Origin of the sequence: Pantoea sp., assembly GCF_039594315.1 — a bacterium.
Taxonomy (GTDB): domain Bacteria; phylum Pseudomonadota; class Gammaproteobacteria; order Enterobacterales; family Enterobacteriaceae; genus Pantoea.
Genome location: NZ_JBCNNP010000007.1, coordinates 80,780 through 97,014, shown reverse-complemented (window position 1 = coordinate 97,014; position 16,235 = coordinate 80,780). Strand labels below are relative to the sequence as shown.

18 protein-coding genes and 3 tRNA genes are annotated in these 16,235 nt (G+C 52.7%); 4 read left to right on the top strand and 17 right to left on the bottom strand.

Going from position 1 to position 16,235, the window contains the following annotated elements; translation table 11 throughout:
* Positions 1-3: 3 nt before the first annotated feature.
* The 9 genes from ABDW13_RS07365 to ABDW13_RS07325 all read right to left on the bottom strand — a co-directional run bounded on the left by ABDW13_RS07365 (position 4) and on the right by ABDW13_RS07325 (position 7,436).
* On the bottom strand, positions 4-258 hold the full coding sequence (locus ABDW13_RS07365) for an acyl carrier protein (protein WP_343551841.1): 255 nt from the start codon (positions 256-258) through the stop codon (positions 4-6).
* An 11-nt stretch (positions 259-269) separates the two neighbouring features.
* On the bottom strand, positions 270-527 hold the full coding sequence (locus ABDW13_RS07360; RefSeq protein WP_343551840.1) for a phosphopantetheine-binding protein: 258 nt from the start codon (positions 525-527) through the stop codon (positions 270-272).
* A 3-nt stretch (positions 528-530) separates the two neighbouring features.
* Positions 531-1,328 carry a lysophospholipid acyltransferase family protein gene (locus ABDW13_RS07355; protein WP_343551839.1) on the bottom strand — a complete coding sequence of 266 codons (798 nt, stop codon included), beginning with the start codon at positions 1,326-1,328 and terminating at the stop codon, positions 531-533.
* The gene (locus ABDW13_RS07350) at positions 1,318-2,046 is read right to left on the bottom strand and encodes a beta-ketoacyl synthase chain length factor (RefSeq protein WP_343551838.1); all 729 of its coding nucleotides are present in this window, start codon (positions 2,044-2,046) and stop codon (positions 1,318-1,320) included. The genes ABDW13_RS07355 and ABDW13_RS07350 overlap by 11 nt, the downstream gene beginning before the upstream one ends.
* A 196-nt stretch (positions 2,047-2,242) precedes the next feature.
* Entirely contained in the window at positions 2,243-2,635 is a 393-nt protein-coding gene (locus ABDW13_RS07345; RefSeq protein ID WP_343551837.1) for a hypothetical protein, read from the bottom strand.
* Between the two features lie 232 nt (positions 2,636-2,867).
* Positions 2,868-4,238 (bottom strand): efflux transporter outer membrane subunit, encoded by a 1,371-nt coding sequence (locus ABDW13_RS07340; RefSeq protein WP_343551836.1) that lies wholly within the window; start codon positions 4,236-4,238, stop codon positions 2,868-2,870.
* Positions 4,235-5,326, bottom strand: a complete 1,092-nt coding sequence (locus ABDW13_RS07335) for an HlyD family secretion protein (protein ID WP_343551835.1) — start codon at positions 5,324-5,326, stop codon at positions 4,235-4,237. Before ABDW13_RS07335 ends, ABDW13_RS07340 begins: the two co-directional genes overlap by 4 nt.
* Positions 5,323-7,002 carry an MFS transporter gene (locus ABDW13_RS07330; protein WP_343551834.1) on the bottom strand — a complete coding sequence of 560 codons (1,680 nt, stop codon included), beginning with the start codon at positions 7,000-7,002 and terminating at the stop codon, positions 5,323-5,325. The genes ABDW13_RS07335 and ABDW13_RS07330 overlap by 4 nt, the downstream gene beginning before the upstream one ends.
* A 2-nt stretch (positions 7,003-7,004) precedes the next feature.
* On the bottom strand, positions 7,005-7,436 hold the full coding sequence (locus ABDW13_RS07325) for a MarR family transcriptional regulator (protein ID WP_343551833.1): 432 nt from the start codon (positions 7,434-7,436) through the stop codon (positions 7,005-7,007).
* 482 nt (positions 7,437-7,918) lie between these two features.
* Here ABDW13_RS07325 and ABDW13_RS07320 point away from each other — a divergent pair, with 482 nt between their 5' ends.
* The 3 genes from ABDW13_RS07320 to ABDW13_RS07310 all read left to right on the top strand — a co-directional run bounded on the left by ABDW13_RS07320 (position 7,919) and on the right by ABDW13_RS07310 (position 10,171).
* The gene (locus tag ABDW13_RS07320) at positions 7,919-8,176 is read left to right on the top strand and encodes a biofilm/acid-resistance regulator YmgB/AriR (protein ID WP_343551831.1); all 258 of its coding nucleotides are present in this window, start codon (positions 7,919-7,921) and stop codon (positions 8,174-8,176) included.
* Between the two features lie 154 nt (positions 8,177-8,330).
* Positions 8,331-9,830, top strand: coding sequence for a SulP family inorganic anion transporter (locus ABDW13_RS07315; RefSeq protein WP_343551830.1), 1,500 nt, complete (start codon positions 8,331-8,333; stop codon positions 9,828-9,830).
* Between the two features lie 170 nt (positions 9,831-10,000).
* Positions 10,001-10,171: a hypothetical protein gene (locus ABDW13_RS07310; RefSeq protein ID WP_343551829.1), complete on the top strand. Its 171-nt coding sequence runs from the start codon at positions 10,001-10,003 to the stop codon at positions 10,169-10,171.
* 133 nt (positions 10,172-10,304) lie between these two features.
* On the opposite strand, the gene ABDW13_RS07305 is transcribed toward ABDW13_RS07310, so the two are convergent.
* The 6 genes from ABDW13_RS07305 to uvrY all read right to left on the bottom strand — a co-directional run bounded on the left by ABDW13_RS07305 (position 10,305) and on the right by uvrY (position 13,901).
* Positions 10,305-10,390: transfer RNA gene (locus tag ABDW13_RS07305), tRNA-Leu, on the bottom strand.
* An 11-nt stretch (positions 10,391-10,401) separates the two neighbouring features.
* Positions 10,402-10,475, bottom strand: a tRNA-Cys gene (locus ABDW13_RS07300).
* Between the two features lie 42 nt (positions 10,476-10,517).
* Positions 10,518-10,593, bottom strand: a tRNA-Gly gene (locus ABDW13_RS07295).
* 206 nt (positions 10,594-10,799) lie between these two features.
* Positions 10,800-11,348, bottom strand: a complete 549-nt coding sequence (pgsA, locus tag ABDW13_RS07290) for a CDP-diacylglycerol--glycerol-3-phosphate 3-phosphatidyltransferase (protein ID WP_343551828.1) — start codon at positions 11,346-11,348, stop codon at positions 10,800-10,802.
* 68 nt (positions 11,349-11,416) lie between these two features.
* Positions 11,417-13,249, bottom strand: coding sequence for an excinuclease ABC subunit UvrC (uvrC, locus tag ABDW13_RS07285; protein WP_343551827.1), 1,833 nt, complete (start codon positions 13,247-13,249; stop codon positions 11,417-11,419).
* The gene (uvrY, locus tag ABDW13_RS07280; RefSeq protein ID WP_343551826.1) at positions 13,242-13,901 is read right to left on the bottom strand and encodes a UvrY/SirA/GacA family response regulator transcription factor; all 660 of its coding nucleotides are present in this window, start codon (positions 13,899-13,901) and stop codon (positions 13,242-13,244) included. The genes uvrC and uvrY overlap by 8 nt, the downstream gene beginning before the upstream one ends.
* A 431-nt stretch (positions 13,902-14,332) precedes the next feature.
* Between uvrY and ABDW13_RS07275 the strand changes: the two genes are divergently transcribed.
* Positions 14,333-14,560 (top strand): DUF2594 family protein, encoded by a 228-nt coding sequence (locus ABDW13_RS07275; protein WP_343551825.1) that lies wholly within the window; start codon positions 14,333-14,335, stop codon positions 14,558-14,560.
* 32 nt (positions 14,561-14,592) lie between these two features.
* On the opposite strand, the gene ABDW13_RS07270 is transcribed toward ABDW13_RS07275, so the two are convergent.
* On the bottom strand, positions 14,593-15,204 hold the full coding sequence (locus tag ABDW13_RS07270) for an acyl-homoserine-lactone synthase (RefSeq protein ID WP_343551824.1): 612 nt from the start codon (positions 15,202-15,204) through the stop codon (positions 14,593-14,595).
* A 120-nt stretch (positions 15,205-15,324) separates the two neighbouring features.
* The gene (sdiA, locus tag ABDW13_RS07265) at positions 15,325-16,047 is read right to left on the bottom strand and encodes a transcriptional regulator SdiA (RefSeq protein WP_343551823.1); all 723 of its coding nucleotides are present in this window, start codon (positions 16,045-16,047) and stop codon (positions 15,325-15,327) included.
* Between the last annotated feature and the right edge of the window lie 188 nt (positions 16,048-16,235).

Here is a 16,235-nt window from a genome sequence, read left to right as displayed (position 1 = left end):
TAATCAGGCTTCGTCGCGCATCAGTTGGTCGACGGCGTCAACCACATCCTGCACGGTACGTACGGCGCGGAAGGTTTCCGGTTTGATTTTGCGGCCAGTGCGTTTTTGCAGATGCACCACCATATCGACCGCATCAATGCTATCCAGCTCGAGGTCTTCATACAGACGCGCCTCAGGGCGGATATCATCCGGCTCAATTTCAAACAGCGAGGTAAGAAGCGAGGCGACTTCCTGGTAAATTTCGTTTTTGTTCATCATGTTGGCTGCTCTCAGGCTTGCTGTTGTTCAACAAACGCGGCCAGGGTAGCCACGGAAAAAAAGTGCGCACGCAGCGTTTCGCTCTCGGCGGAAAGCTGTACGCCAAAGCGATTTTTCACCGCCAGTCCCAGCTCCAGCGCATCGATAGAATCGAGACCCAGCCCGTCGCCAAACAGCGGCGCGTCGGTTTCAATATCATCCGGGGTAATGTCTTCCAGATTCAGCGTATCGATAATCATCTGTTTGATGTCGTTGATCAGTACTTGCATAACTTAGTTGGTCTCTTGAGGCACCAGCGCCTGTTGCAGGTGACGCGTCAAACGGCGCGCGGCCAGCGGCTGCGCATCCTCTTCGTCTTCACTAAAGGCCTGGCTAGCAATACGCGATTGTACGCGTACAGTAAAAAGCGGTTTAACCAGCGGAATCTGATACCAGCGGCTTTGTTTATCGAGCATACGCTGGGTGCAGGTAATGTGAACCACGCGTAGCTCGCATCCGGCGCGCACCGCGATATTGGCGGCACCGCGTTGTAGCTTCAGCGGCTCGCCGTAGCGCGTACGCGTCCCTTCCGGGAAAATCAAAATGGTATCGCCACGCGCCAGTCGTTGTTGGCTATCGGGCAGCAGCGTATCAGCTTCGCTATTAATCAGGTAATCCGCGGCGCGAATCACGCCACGAAAGAAAATATTGTGGCGCAGATCGGCTTTGACCAGGCAATCCATTTCCGGCAGCACCGATGCAATCATCACGTAATCGATTAACGAAGGATGATTGGCGACAATCAGGCAGCCACGATCCTGGCGCAACAGCTCAGCACCGATAATCTGGTAATCATAAACACCGACCAGGCGGCAGAAACGCAGGAAGCAGCGGAAACTCCACGCAATACTGCTGCGGGCAATTTGACGACGGCGCAGGCCATCGCGCTGCACCAATAACAGCAGATTGAACCAGATCAGCGAGAGTAATAAGCCGCCAACGCTGAACAGCGTAAAACTGACGGCGGTCATCACCAGCCGCCAGTAATAGTTGAAGCCGGGGCGCGTGCGAGCCAACGAATTATCCGCCATGCTGCTCCCAACGCCATTGATGGCGTTCACCGGCAATCGTGAAGCGTGGCGTGTTACGCAGCAATGCCGCCAGCATTTGCACGCTTTGCGGCAAGGCTTCAGCAAGCGCTTCGCCAGGCTGTGCTGCGCAACGCAGTTGGTCACCGGCCCGCAGCAGCAGCGCGACGGCATAAGGCACATTGAACAGCTCGGTTTCCGGCAGCCACGGATGATAGTAGTCCGGCACGCTGCCATCGAAATCCACCAGCAAAACCTGCTGGTAACCGGCTTGATGTAACGACGCGACTTCAATCAGCCCTTGCTGAAAACTGTCGATACCGGCGGAGATCGAGGAAGAAACCAGTGGCTGGCGCGCGGCGATAGTCAGGCTTCCCACCGCAGAGTTGTGCACTGACATAGCGAAATCGGTGGGCGAAAGCGGTTGTTGATCGGCTAAGGCCGTGAGAATACGCAGATTACGTTCCAGTTCACCGTGGCGACTGGTAAAAACCACCGCATCCACCGTTTGCCGCGCCAGCAACGCCAGCCCGCACTCCACTGCCGCACGGCTGCCCACGCTGAGACGACGCGCGGTCATCATTGGCAAAAATTGCGGTTTGGCGATCGGTTGCGTGGCATCAAAGGCTGAAGCGTGTTGCGCCCAGCTTTGCCATTGTTCTGCGGTGTTGTAGCCCGGCGCGATGGCGTGCCAGTCAACCAGGGAGTAAGCGAGTTTCATACCTGTATTCTTTTTTCAGCCTCAGGAATGGTCAGATTTTCTCTGCGCGGCATCCCTTCCTTGCTTGCTATCTATTCCCGTCATCCACCGAAATGGATGTCGCCGATTAACAAGGCGGGCACATGGCCCGCCTGTTTCTATTTCGGCAGCGTGACAACTAACTTTACACAATTATGTCAGCTATCCCGCTTCGCGCTTATTTCGCGGATTCAACCGCCAAACGCGTTTGAATACCCTGATTCAGGTTTTCAATCCAACGATTATAGTTGCGGTGAATTTGGCCGCTACCAGCGCGCAAATTCTGACTGCTAACGTATTGGATTTGATAGCTATTGGCGGTGTAGTTAATGCGAATATCCGCCGTATGACCGCGCTCAGCCAGGTGACCATTCATGGTGCCTGGACCGGCAGGCGACATCACCCATTTGTTAGCGGCACCGGCTTGAATAATCGCTTGCTTCATTTGCGCGTCAGAATAGTTCTGTCCCACAGTCTGGCTTACATTTTGGATCGGTGCCGTGCGCGGTGCACAGCCCGTCAACAATACAGCGCTCACTAATAAAGCCAGGCCGACATTTTTATTCATCATGTTATTTTCCTTCCCTTGTCATGGCAGGCCGCCAAGTGTGCGACCTTGCAAGTAAACCAACCTGCAATAATCCGTCTGGATTGAGCAAAACGTGCGAGATAATAACATTATTTGTAAAGACAAGTAAAAATAAGCATGAATAACTTAATAATGGACTAGCAACGAATAAAACTCTGCGCCAATCCAATACCTCTTATAATTCCCACCAAAAAATGGCCTTCTGGCATGATGATTAACCCTGCCAACCGCCACCTAATGAGCGATAAAGATCAATTTGTGCCAGCAGCAGCGTATTTTTCACCGAGACGATATTCAGTTGCGTGCTGAATAAGGTACGTTGCGCATCCAACTCATCGAGATAAGAAGCGTAACCATTTTGATAACGGTTATGCGCAATGCGATAAGCTTCCGCAACGTACTTCTCTTGCTTCTGCAACTCGGTCAGCTGCTCCTGACTGCGGCGAATCGCATCCAGTGCGTTATCGACATCAGCAAAGGCACTGCGTACCACTTTTTCATAGCCGTAAAGCGCCTGATTGCGCGTCGCCATCGCCACGTCAACCTGCGCCGTTAAGGCTTCGCGATTAAGTATCGGTGCCAGAATGCTGCCACCGATGCTCCACAGTTCGAAAGGTGTATCCAGCAGATTGTGCAGCGTGAAACTTTGATAAGTGCCGCTGGCGGTGAGATTGAGTGACGGCAGTAGATTGGCCTGCGCGGAAGCCAGCGAGGCATCGGCGGCGATTAACTGACGCTGCGCCTGCACAATATCCGGGCGGCGATTAAGCAATTGCGATGGCAGCAGCGATGGCAGTGTTTGCGGTTTGATGTGATCAAACTGGCTATTGCGCGCAATTTCGCGCGGATTCATGCCCACCAACACGCTCAGCGCATTCTCCTGCTGCTCGATTTGGTGTTGCAGTTGCGGGATTTGCGCCTTGGCGGTTTGGTATTCCGATGCCGCCTGCATCCATTCCAGTCGCGAGGTGTAGCCTGTCTCAAACTGACGCTGCGCTAAATTAAGCGAGTTTTCTCGCGTGGCGAGCGTGGCTTCGGTCACGCGCAATTGTTCATCCAGCGCACACAAGCTGAGATAGCCGGACGCCACCGAACTGGCAACGGTTAGCTCGGCGGCAGAAGCCGCAGCGCGTTGCGCATCCAGTGAGGCTTCGGCGGCACGAATGCTGTTGCTGCGGCTGCCCCACAAATCCACTTCATAGTTGGCCTGCAACAATCCCTGAAATACCGCGTTCTCATACGGCTGCCCGGTCACCGCCGACAACGCACGTTGATGGGTGGCCGCTACGCCCGCCGACAACGTGGGGAAATTGTCACCCTGCGCGGCTCGCAATTGCGCACGATATTGATCCACCCGTGAACGTGCGCTGAGGATATCGCTGTTGTGCTGCAAGGCTTGCGAGACCAGGCGATTGAGATTGTCATCGCCAAAGTTTTGCCACCAGCGCGCTTCCGGTGCTGCCTGCGGCCCCACCTGCTGACGCCAGCTATCCGGGATCGGTAAGGATGACGGCGCTTTTTCCACCGTGGTGCCGCAACCACCGATCATCAACGCCATCAATGTGGCTAACAGCGCGCGTTTCATGGCGCGTCCTTGTGTGGCTCGGCGGCAGTATCAATGTCCACTTCCACCGACATGCCCGGACGCAGCGCACGCAGATCGTCATTGAGGATTTTGATGCGCACCGGAATACGCTGCGCAATCTTCACAAAGTTACCGGTGGCGTTATCCGGCGAAATGGCGCTGAACTCCGATCCGGCGGCAGGCGAGATGAATTCTACGCGGCCATTATAATGGCGTCCATCAAGCGCATCGACGCGAATACTGACTGGCAATCCGGGACGCACGCGCGCCAACTGCGTCTCTTTCAGGTTGGCGATAATCCATTTATTCTCGGGTACCACTGACGTTAAGCGCGTGCCGGCGGTGACGTAAGTGCCTTTACGCACTGACAATTGCCCCAGCTGACCGCTATCTGGCGCGATGATGCGCGTGTTGGCCAAATCGATATTCGCCAGTTCCAGCGCCGCTTGCGCGCTGGCAACATCACCTTGCAATGACGCACGATTGACGATCACCGTTTGCAGATTTTGCTGTGAAACCGCCACTTGCGCATCGGCCTGACGCAGTTGCGCCTGCGCTTGCGCATTGGCGGCGCGCGCAGCATCGCGTTCACGCACTGAAAGTGAACCATCAGCCGCCAGATTCTCCACGCGTTTCAAGTCGAGACTGCTTTTCAGCGCCTGGGCTTTGGCGTTTTCCAGTGCCGCTTTGTTGCTGAGAATATTGGCTTCGGCACTTTTACGCTGCTGCTGGTTATTATTCTGCGCGGCAATTTTCATATCCAGCTGCGCCTGCGCCTGATGCACGCGCTGACGATAAATGCGGTCGTCGATGGTCATCAGCAATTGGCCTTTGGTCACCGGCTGTAAATCCACCACCTCAACATCAGTGAGATAACCACTGACCTGTGGGCTGATAAAGGTGACTTGTCCACGCACATAGGCGTTTTCCGTCGATTGGATGGTGCTGGTGAACGGCCAAAGTTGCCAGGCATACAGAATGACCAGCACGCCGACGATAACAATGCCGCTACCAGCAGCAATGGAAAGAATGCGGCGGCGGTTGCTGCGCTCACGCTCAGCGGCCTGAATGTCGTCCTGTTGGCTCATGGATTCTCCGTTGAATTAACTGGTAATGCTTGCTGGCGTGCGGCCTCAATTTTAGCCTGACGCCAGTTGATAATGCGTAAGCGCGTGAGGCGATATAGCACCCAAATCAAGGTGATAAAGGCCAACGCGGCGGTGAGTAAATAGGTGTCGTTGTAGGCCAGCACGTTAGCTTGCAGTGTTGCTACCGTTTGCAATTGGCTGCTGCTTTGCGCGCTGAGTAGCACGTTATCGGGCAACTGGCTGTTGAACAGCGCACTGTATTGGCTGAGACGTTCAGTGACGTTGGGATCGAGTAACGAAAGCTGGTCGCCGAGCAAGCTGGAGTGATATTTCTCGCGCCACGTCTGGAACGTGCCGAGGATCGCAGCGCCAATCAAGCCGCCGAGGTTTTGGCTCATGCCAAACAACACCACAAAACTCACCAGATTTTTCGGCTGCGTCACCACGCCGCCAATGCCTAACAACATGGCAGGAGCGAGGAAGAAAGCGCTGCCGAAGCCCAGCAAGAACTGGCTGACATACAGGTTATTACCGCGCGTCAGCGGGCTGGATTGCGCATCCATCAGCGAAGCGATGATCATCACCACCAGCGATGCCACAATCGGCCAGCTCAAATGCGTTGGCCGGATGGTTAACGCACTGGCCACCATGCCACAAATCACCCCGCCGATAATGGCAAACGCCAGACCGCGCATCTGATCGTTGAGCAAACCGAGTTGCTGCAAGAATCCGACGGCACCCGTGTTCTGTTCCGCCAGCAGAATGCGCATCATGATCATCACAATACCCAGCCGCACAATCATGCCGTTGCTGAGCCAGCGTGTGTTGATCAACGGATTAGCGCGGTTGTGCTCAACCACAATCGCCGCCACGATCAGCACCAACGCCAGCGCTAATGCAATACCCAGCCACGGCGTGGTGAACCACCATTCGATGCGCCCCAGCGACAGCACACCACACAGCAGCGCCATGCCCGGTGCCAACAGAATAAAGGTGACGAAATCCATCTTTTCGAACGCCTTGATGCGGTCGCCGGGCGGCAACTTCACCACCAGCACGCAACCTAGCGCGATCAACGCTAATCCCAATTCAAACAGGTACAGCCCGCGCCACTCTTCCAATTGCAGCAATTCGGTGGAGAACAAACGCGCCAGCGGAATCGCCAGCTGCGAGGCGGTGATGCCAATTACCAACGCTTTCAAGCGGTGTTTCGCCGGCCACGCCTGAATCTGGTAGTAAATGCCCAGCGAACTCAGGGCCGCGCCGACCATGCCATGCGCGGTACGCACAATGATCGCTGAACTGAGATCGTTGGCGAGAATGTGGAAAAACGCCACGATGACGTACAGCACCAGAAACGCTTCGGTAAATAGCCGCAGGCCAAACTGCTGGCGAAACTTCACCAGCAGCAAGTTGATCGAGATATTGCCCATCACATACACGGCAGGCAGCCAGGCAATTTCATTGCTGTAAGCGCCGAAAGTACCTTGCAGATTGGTGAGATTGGCTGAAACCAGCGCATTACTCAGCGCGCCGGTAATAGAAATCAGCAGGCCGATAATGCCGAAGGCGATGCGCTTCGACGGCGAATGCAGCGGCGTGGAGGGCGAACCCGGCAGCATCGGCTTTTCATGCGGCAGCCATTCACGTTGAGCATATGGGTTGCGCTTCGCCACGATTAAATGCTTCCCAGACGTGCGAGCAGTTGTTGCAGCACCGCTTCCGTGGTGGCTAGCGCGGCGGGATCGATATCGGCTAACAGTTGGGCACGCAGCGCATCGGCCTGCGTTTTCACTTCGGCAAACGCCACGCTGCCCTGTTCAGTTAAGATCAACAAACGCTTACGGCGATCTTCTGGCGGCTGCACGCGCGCCAATAGTTGTTGTTTAACTAAGCGATCCACTAATGGCACGACACTGGCTTCTTCCAAACCCAATAACTGCGCCAGGGCTTTTTGCGTTGGAGGTTCCGCGGCAGTAGCTACGCTGGCAATCGCCATCCAACTGCTCATGCTCAGCCCGCTCTCTTTTAAACGGCGATCAACGGCCAGCCGCCACGCATGGGCAGTGAGATGCAATAAACGCGAGAAAGGTTGTGGATAGTCGCTCAAAACGTAGTGGCCTAATGGTTAGGTATCTAACTAAACGGGTGCGTTATTATATGCGAAGCTGCATCACATTGAAAAGTTAGCATTCATAGCGTGTTGCGGAAATGTCGAAACAGGATTAATTGCGGTCTGTGTTGTACAAGTGAAGCGGTAAGATGGGCAAAAATGATTATCTTGTATAGATTTTATTTAAATATCTGCTATTTATGTCATTGATAAATAAATGTTAGCACAAATAGCTTAAGCATCCACTTGTACAACTTACCCAAGATTGTATAAGTTTACGACCCGTGAGCCAGTGAATGGCTCCGTAACGAATGATGCACTTTGCGTCGCCTCTGAAGGTGTTGTGGATTTCCACCTTCAGAGGTGTCTTTTTTGCGTTGGTTGATGAGTTGGGTATCGCGTGCCTGTCCGCGCGCGATTTTTTTCATCATGGCACTGAGGGCTACAGCGCCGTCAGGTCAATTTAAAGGGTTTTACCTATGCAAAACGCCGCAACCAGTAGCGCCGCCATCGCTGATTATTTCAAGCTGGCGGGTAATAGCGATAGCAATGAGATGGAAGTTTTCGGGCAGATTATCGCCGAAATCCTGCAAGCCGGTATGCCGGTTTCCAACAAAGCGATTATTTCAACTCTGATTGGCCGTCTTGAAATGGAAAGCGATGTGGTTCAGCTGGATATCTACCGCCACCTGTTGGAATTGGTAGTGAATAAAACACCTGACGATCTCGCGGTATAACACCGGATTCCAGGGACGGAATCATCCCCTTACCTGCCCCTTCGCGCTAGCGCGCAACGCTTTAGCCCGGTAACATCCTTTCTCCGCATATTCAAACTGGTTACTGCCGTACCGTGACGGTGCGAGCACAATAATAAAAGAGCCTGCAAATTCTATGAGCCAATCAACTGATCGCGCCACGATGGTGGACGGCGATATCACGGTGGCGCGCGTGTTGCGTTCGCCGACGTTACTCACTCGCGAGTGTCTGGCGGGCATCATTACGGCGCTGGCACTGATTCCTGAAGTGATCTCCTTCTCAGTGATCGCCGGTGTCGATCCCAAAGTCAGCTTGGTTGCTTCGGTGGTGCTGTGTCTGACGTTGTCGATTCTCGGCGGGCGTCCGGCGATGGTGACCGCCGCTGCCGGTTCCGTGGCGCTGGTGATCGGCCCGATGGTACATGCGCACGGCGTCGAGTACATACTGCCGGCAGTGATCATGGGCGGCGTTATCCAGATCATCTTTGGCCTTGCCGGTTTATCGCGCATGATGCGCTACATTCCACGCTCGGTGATGATTGGCTTCGTCAATGCGTTGGGCATTCTGATTTTCTTCGCGCAGGTGCCACACGTGTGGGGGCAATCTGGCCTGGTATGGGCGCTGTTTGCCGTCACGCTGGCGATTGTGTTGCTGCTGCCGAAAGTGCTGAAAAGCGTGCCTTCTCCCTTAGTGGCGATTGTGGTGGTCACGGCGGTGGCATTGCTGCTCGGTTATCGCGTACCCAACGTGGGCGACGAAGGCCCGATGACCGCCGGTTTACCGGGCTTCACCACGCTGTTAGTGCCGATGAATCTGCAAACACTGCAAATCATCTGGCCGACGGCATTAAGTATTGCGTTTGTCGGCCTGATGGAGTCGCTGTTAACCGCCAAACTGGTGGATGACATCACCGATACGCCTTCGGGTAAACGCCGCGAATCCTGGGCGTTGGGCGTCGGCAATATTCTGGCGGGCTTTTATGGCGGGATCGCTGGCTGCGCGATGATCGGTCAAACCATCGTCAACGTCGAATTAGGCAAAGCACGCACGCGGGTTTCAACCGTTGCGGCAGCTGTGGTGTTGCTGCTTTTGGTCACCGGGCTCAGCCAGGTGATGGCACAGATCCCCATGGTGGTGTTGGCGGGCATTATGATGGTAGTGGCGGTGAAAACCGTTAACTGGCACAGCCTGCAACCCGCAACACTGAAACGTATGCCGTGGTCAGAAACCCTGGTGATGGTGCTGACCGTTGCCGTTACCGTTTGGACCGGCAACCTGGCAATTGGAGTGTTGATTGGCGTGATTCTGGCGATGATGCTGTTTGCCCGCCGCATCGCCCACGTGATTCACGCCGAACGTCAGTTAAGCGACGATGGCGAACAGGTCAGCTACACCGTTCGCGGTCCGCTGTTCTTTGGCAGCAGCAATGATTTGTTTGAGCACTTCGATTATGGCCACGATCCGAAAAGCGTCACCATCGATCTGACCCACGCGCAGGTTTGGGATGCATCGAGCGTGGCGGCACTGGATGCCATTGAATACCGCTATCAGCGCCATGGCGCGACCGTCACCTTTATCGGTCTGGATAATCGCAGTAGCGATTTCCGCGACCGATTGAGTGGCAATTTGGGATAGCCCATTTTTATTAGGATTGAGACGAAAAACGCCGAATTATCGGCGTTTTTTATGATTAATGCTGCGTCGCGCTTGCGTAAATAACACCTGACGACTTTGCTTAGGCAGAGGCTAATCTATTGAATCGTCGAGGATTAGGATTAAAAGTGCATATTTAGCGGGAGAATCTCATGCAGACATTAACCAAAGTATTATTCGTTACATTAACCTTAGTATCGCTTTCGGGTTGTATGCATCATAGCGATGCTGTGGGCAGTGATGGGCGTCCACATGCGCCAAGCAATCAGCCGGTGCCGGGCGCAAGCGAAGGTGCAGGACCCGTCGGACAACCACAATCGTAATGAACTACCCGGTTCTGCCGGGTTTTTTATGATTGGCGGCAGTAAATCGCAGGCACAAAAAAACCGCCCTTGGGCGGTTACGACATTACTGCATATTGCTTTGATTTTATTTGGTTTTTCACAGCTTGAAATTTGGTGCCCGGGGCGGGACTTGAACCCGCACAGCCATAAGCCGAGGGATTTTAAATCCCTTGTGTCTACCGATTTCACCACCCGGGCAGGGTATAAATTGGAGGCGCGTCCCGGAGTCGAACCGAGGTAGACGGATTTGCAATCCGTTGCATGGCCACTCTGCCAACGCGCCGTAAATCTGATGTGTAATCCGTTAATAACGCATTACTAAATTTGGAGCGGGAAACGAGACTCGAACTCGCGACCCCGACCTTGGCAAGGTCGTGCTCTACCAACTGAGCTATTCCCGCATAATCGTCGTCTATCCATTTGCTGCCGTGTTACTTGCAAACTTATAACGAGATTTTATTCTTCAACTTCATCGAACTTGCTGATTTTACTCAGCTTCTTGCAGACTCGCTGCTGTTCGATGCGATGCATTCTACTTATCTGACGCAGTGAGTCAATAGAATTATCCACACACTGCGTCCGTTTGCTGCTTTTTAAATCGCATCGATCAGCTATCGAGCAAATCGCCGCGCGCCGCGCTCAAATATTGGAACATTGACCAGAAAGTCAGCACGGCGGCAATGTACAGCGCAATCACCCCAATCCCCACTACAGTGGCTTCAGGACGCCACAGCAAGGCAAATAACGAGAACATCTGCGCGGTGGTTTTCACCTTGCCGATCCACGACACCGCCACGCTGCTGCGCTTACCAATTTCCGCCATCCACTCACGTAATGCCGAAATGATAATTTCACGCGCGATCATCGTCGCCGCAGGCAAGGTAATCCACCATGCGTGGAAGTGTTCCGCCACTAAGACCAGCGCAATCGCGACCATCACTTTATCCGCCACTGGATCGAGGAACGCGCCAAAACGCGTTGTCTGTTTCCAGCGGCGTGCTAAAAATCCATCAAACCAGTCAGTTATCGCAGCAATCACAAAGATCAGTGCAGTGGCAAACGGAGCCCATTGAAATGGCAAATAAAACGCCAGCACAAAGAAGGGAATGAGTACGACTCGAAACAGGGTAAGACACGTCGGAATGTTAAATTGCATATGCCAGTAACTGTCTGGTGTGAGTAGGGTTTCACGTATGTTCCTACATTGCCCACCCTGTTTCAATGTTAGTGTTTCAGTGAGTAGTAGATTTTTTCCGCCAAAGCCATCGAGATACCTGGCACTTTAGCAATCTCATCCACGCTGGCGTTCATCAACGGTTGCAGGCCGCCCATGTACTTGAGCAACTGTTGGCGGCGTTTTGGACCCACCCCTTCGATACTTTCCAGCGCGCTGGTGTTCTTCACTTTGGCGCGTTTTTTCCGGTGACCTGAAATCGCATGATTGTGAGAGTCATCACGAATATGCTGGATCACATGCAGGGCTGGCGAGTCCGGCGGCAAGGAAATGCCCTCGCCTTCCGCTTCAAAGAACAGCGTTTCCAATCCGGCTTTACGATCGCTGCCTTTGGCGACTCCTAATAAAATCGGGCGATCTTTATCCCACGGCACGTTTAACTCGGCAAATACTTGCTTCGCTTGCGCCAGCTGGCCTTTACCGCCATCAATGACGATTACGTCAGGGATCTTGTCCTCTTCCAGCGCTTTGCCGTAGCGACGGCGCAGCACCTGATTCATCGCCGCATAATCATCGCCCGGCGTGATGCCTTCAATGTTGTAGCGACGGTAATCCGAGCGCAGCGGACCATCTTTGTTGAACACCACGCACGAGGCGATGGTTTGCTCGCCCATGGTGTGGCTGATATCGAAACACTCCATGCGCTCGATTTTATCCAGCTCGAGAAACGTGGCTAACGCCGCTAAACGCTGCTGAATCGTCGAATGTTGCGATAGCTTGGTGGTCAATGCGGTTGCCGCATTGGTGCGCGCCAACTTGAGATAACGTGCGCGATCGCCACGCGGCTTACTTTGAATATTCACCTTGCGGCCCGCTAAAACGCTGAGCGATTCCGCCAGCAGTTCGCGCTCAGGCAGCGTGAAGTCCAGCAAGATATCCCCCGGCAACGTGCGTGCTTCACTGCCTTGCAGATAGAATTGGCCGACAAAGGTTTGCACCACTTCAGTCAGTTCAGTATCAGCGGGAACCTTCGGGAAATAGCTGCGGCTGCCAAGCACTTTGCCCTGACGAATAAACAGCACGTGCAAACAGGCCATGCCGGCTTCAAACGCCACGCCCATCACGTCAAGATCATCGCCCTGATTCGAGACAAACTGGCGTTCGGTGACACGACGTACCGCCAGAATCTGGTCGCGTAAGCGTCCAGCATCCTCAAAGCGCAATTCCTGACTGGCGGTTTCCATGCGTTTGACCAGTTGATTGATTACCTGGTCATCTTTACCGGCAAGAAACAACCGCACGTAATCCGTTTGCTGCGCGTACTCTTCTTCGCTCACTAAGCCACTGACGCACGGCCCAAGGCAGCGCCCAATCTGATATTGCAAACACGGGCGTGAGCGATTGCGATACACGCTGTTTTCGCATTGACGAATCGGAAACACTTTTTGCAGCAACGCCAACGTTTCGCGTACCGCGTAACCGTTAGGAAACGGGCCGAAATATTCGCCTTTGGCATGCTTCGCACCACGATGCATCGCCAGGCGAGGATGGCTGTCGCCGCTGAGGAAGATATAAGGATAGGATTTGTCATCACGCAGCAGCACGTTATAGCGCGGCTGGTAAAGCTTGATGTAGTTGTGCTCCAGCAACAGCGCTTCCGTTTCGGTGTGCGTCACGGTGACGTCGATGTTCTGGATATTGCTGACCAGCACTTCGGTTTTGCGACTGCCTACCTGAGTACGAAAGTAGCTGCTAAGTCGCTTTTTAAGGTCTTTGGCTTTACCAACATAGATCACCGTCCCCGTCGCATCATACATGCGGTAGACGCCAGGTTGACTGGTTACGGTGCTGAGGAAGACTTTGGAATTGAAAACGTCACTCACTACTGATTAACGGCTCCGCATTGAACAGGCCATGTCGAATGGCCAAATGCGTTAACTCTACGTCGCCACTGATGTTGAGCTTGCTGAACATACGATAGCGGTAGCTGTTAACGGTTTTCGGGCTGAGATTAAGCTGCTCGGAAATTTCCGTCACTTTCTGCCCGCGGGTGATCATCAGCATAATCTGCAATTCCCTTTCCGACAAACAGCTAAACGGTGATTCGGCTTTTTGCGGTTCGATTTGGCTTAGCGCCATCTGCTGGGCGATATCTGAAGCGATGTAACGCTGCCCCGCATGCACGGCGCGAATTGCGCTGACCACTTCATGTGGCGCGGCGCCTTTACTCAGATAACCCGCGGCGCCCGCCTGCATCACTTTGGCTGGCAACGGATTTTCCGTATGAATGGTTAGCATGATGATGCGGATATCAGGATTGAAACGCACAATTTTGCGCGTGGCTTCCAAACCGCCGATGCCAGGCATATTCATATCCATCAGCACCACGTCCACCGGATTGCTGCGACACCATTTTACCGCGTCTTCACCGCATGCCACTTCGCCGGCAATAACCAGTCCCTTCATATCTTCCAGTATGCGGCGAATACCGGCGCGAACCAGTTCATGGTCATCAACAAGAAGCAGGCTGATCAACGGGACATACTCCGCAGGTTAGATAAGGGAAATATATTACAGAGCGGTCATCTTACCGGTTTTCAGCTGGAAAAAACATCTGTTACAACAGATAAATCCCAAATGAAATGATGCATATCAATTACATTCTTTGCAGCCTAATCTTTTCAATGGCAGCTATTAGCATGTCAATATGGATAAGTAAAATTATGCCTAATATCATTATGTTATAATTTATCGCCTGATTTTCTTATTTTGCTATGACCGCCCAATAAATAACAACTCAACGACGATTTCGATTGCGGATAAATACAGCAAAGTACAATTAAATGCGCTGCCGAGTTTCACCGCTTCGCCTGCATTAAATTGCCTGGCCAAGCCTATGATATACTCTCTTTTTCGCGCACAGGAAGAATGTGTCAACATTGAGTAACACCACCAAGGAGTCAAATATGAGTGATGAAGACTTTGCAACTTCACGTGACACGCAGGCACTGGCAGATGAAGTTGCCTGTTTGAAAATGATGGTGACGCTGATTCTGAAAGGAATGGGCCAGGCCGATGCCGGTAAGGTGATCATCAACATGGAGCGTTATGTGCAGGCTTCGCTGGTTGATAAGCCGCAGGCAGAAGTGTTTAACAATACTATTCGCCAGATTAAAACCGCTTACCGTCAGTAAGCGATGTGCCCCGCGCACGTTGCGCGGGGTGCTTAGCTATGTGATTGCCAGTTGACCGAAACACCTAGCGACGGCAGCACTTCTTCCGGACTAAAGCGCCGCGTACCCCGATATTTCTCCGCCAGTGCCGGTTGCTCAACCGGAATGCGAATCGCAAACAGATTATCTTCTGATTGAATCAGTCCCGGCGAAAGCGGTTCATACACCACTTGATGATGCTCGAACATTTTCTCCAGCATCGGCGTGGCCGAACTGATCAAATACTCGATGCCGCTCAGCTCCGCTAACTGCACCGAGTGCCATAAAATACTCAACGGCAATTCAGCATCCACTTCCAGACGCGCAGAAAAGCGCGACATTTCCCACACTTTTTCCTGATCGAACGGCAAAACAAAGCCTTCCGGCACTTCTGGTTCGTGCCACGGTAAGAGGCGTGCACAGCCACAAATGCCCTGACGCGCATTCCAGGCAATTAACCAGGTGACATCGGAACGATCGTAACGATCGTATTCCTGGCCCGGCGTACTGAGTCGCGGCGGAATTGACCACCCTTCGCCGCGCGCAAATACGCTGTAGCGATAGGTTCCCAATTCAGCCAACAGTGAGGACGGCATATCCTTAAGCTGTGTTTGAATTACTTTCATCATGCGCCCCTGACATCCCCATGTTTGCATTGTTTTCTTAGAGCCAGCCTGGCAAGTTCCGCGCAGGGTAGACAACTGACTCTGAAGTGGGAACTACTAAAATTAGTAGTTGCCTTTTCGCTATATCAGGCCAATAGCGGCGGCATAACAGGCAATCTGCGTTTTATTGGAAACATTAAAACGCTTTTGCATATTCTTTTGGTGAAAATTCACCGTGTGTTCAGAGATGGCTAAAATAAGTGAAATTTCCGCAGAAGTTTTTCCTTCTGCCGTCCATTTCAAAATTTCCAATTCACGCTGACTAAAATCATTGGCTAAAACTACCATAGAATCGTCATTCAGACGCGCTAACACGCGCAAACTCAGTTCCGCCAGAAGATGAAGTTTCACCTCCAGCTCTACGCGTAAGTGTTGGGTCTTACTGTTATGCTGCGATGCAATAGATAATATACCAATGGTACGATTGGGTGCCATTGCCGAGCAGGAAAAGCCGCTCATTAATCCTGCGGCATTGGCTTCTGCCCATAAATTACCTGAACCGGTAAATAAATCGCGCGTCCACTCCACGCCCCGGCCCGGTCGCTGGCACAGTAATAGCACCGGATCCACCGCATAATAGTTCTGGCTTTCGTAGCGCTTTACCCAACTTAGTGGATAAGTACTAAACAAAAAGACGCGCGGCCGGGTGAAAGGTACTGGATGCTGAACCAAAAAAGCGAAGTAATCAAAACCCAACGTTTCAATCTGTGTTTGCAAAAGTGATTTCAATTGCATCACTTCGCTCAGCGCCTCAAATTCATTTTCCATTTCGCCTCGCCAGGCGAAATAATTATCGGTCGTCATTATTGCCTTAGCGCTGTTTCACGCTTTTTCACTTTAAAATTCGTCTGAGTTAACGCAAAAAATAAATTAACTAGAGAAAAAATATTGATTGAAAAGAGAACAAATTCGCTCGCAACAAGCATAACCCCACGGTTGTCAATAGCTTAAGCTAATACGAGTGAGAGTGTTCACGCTAATTGCTAACAGGT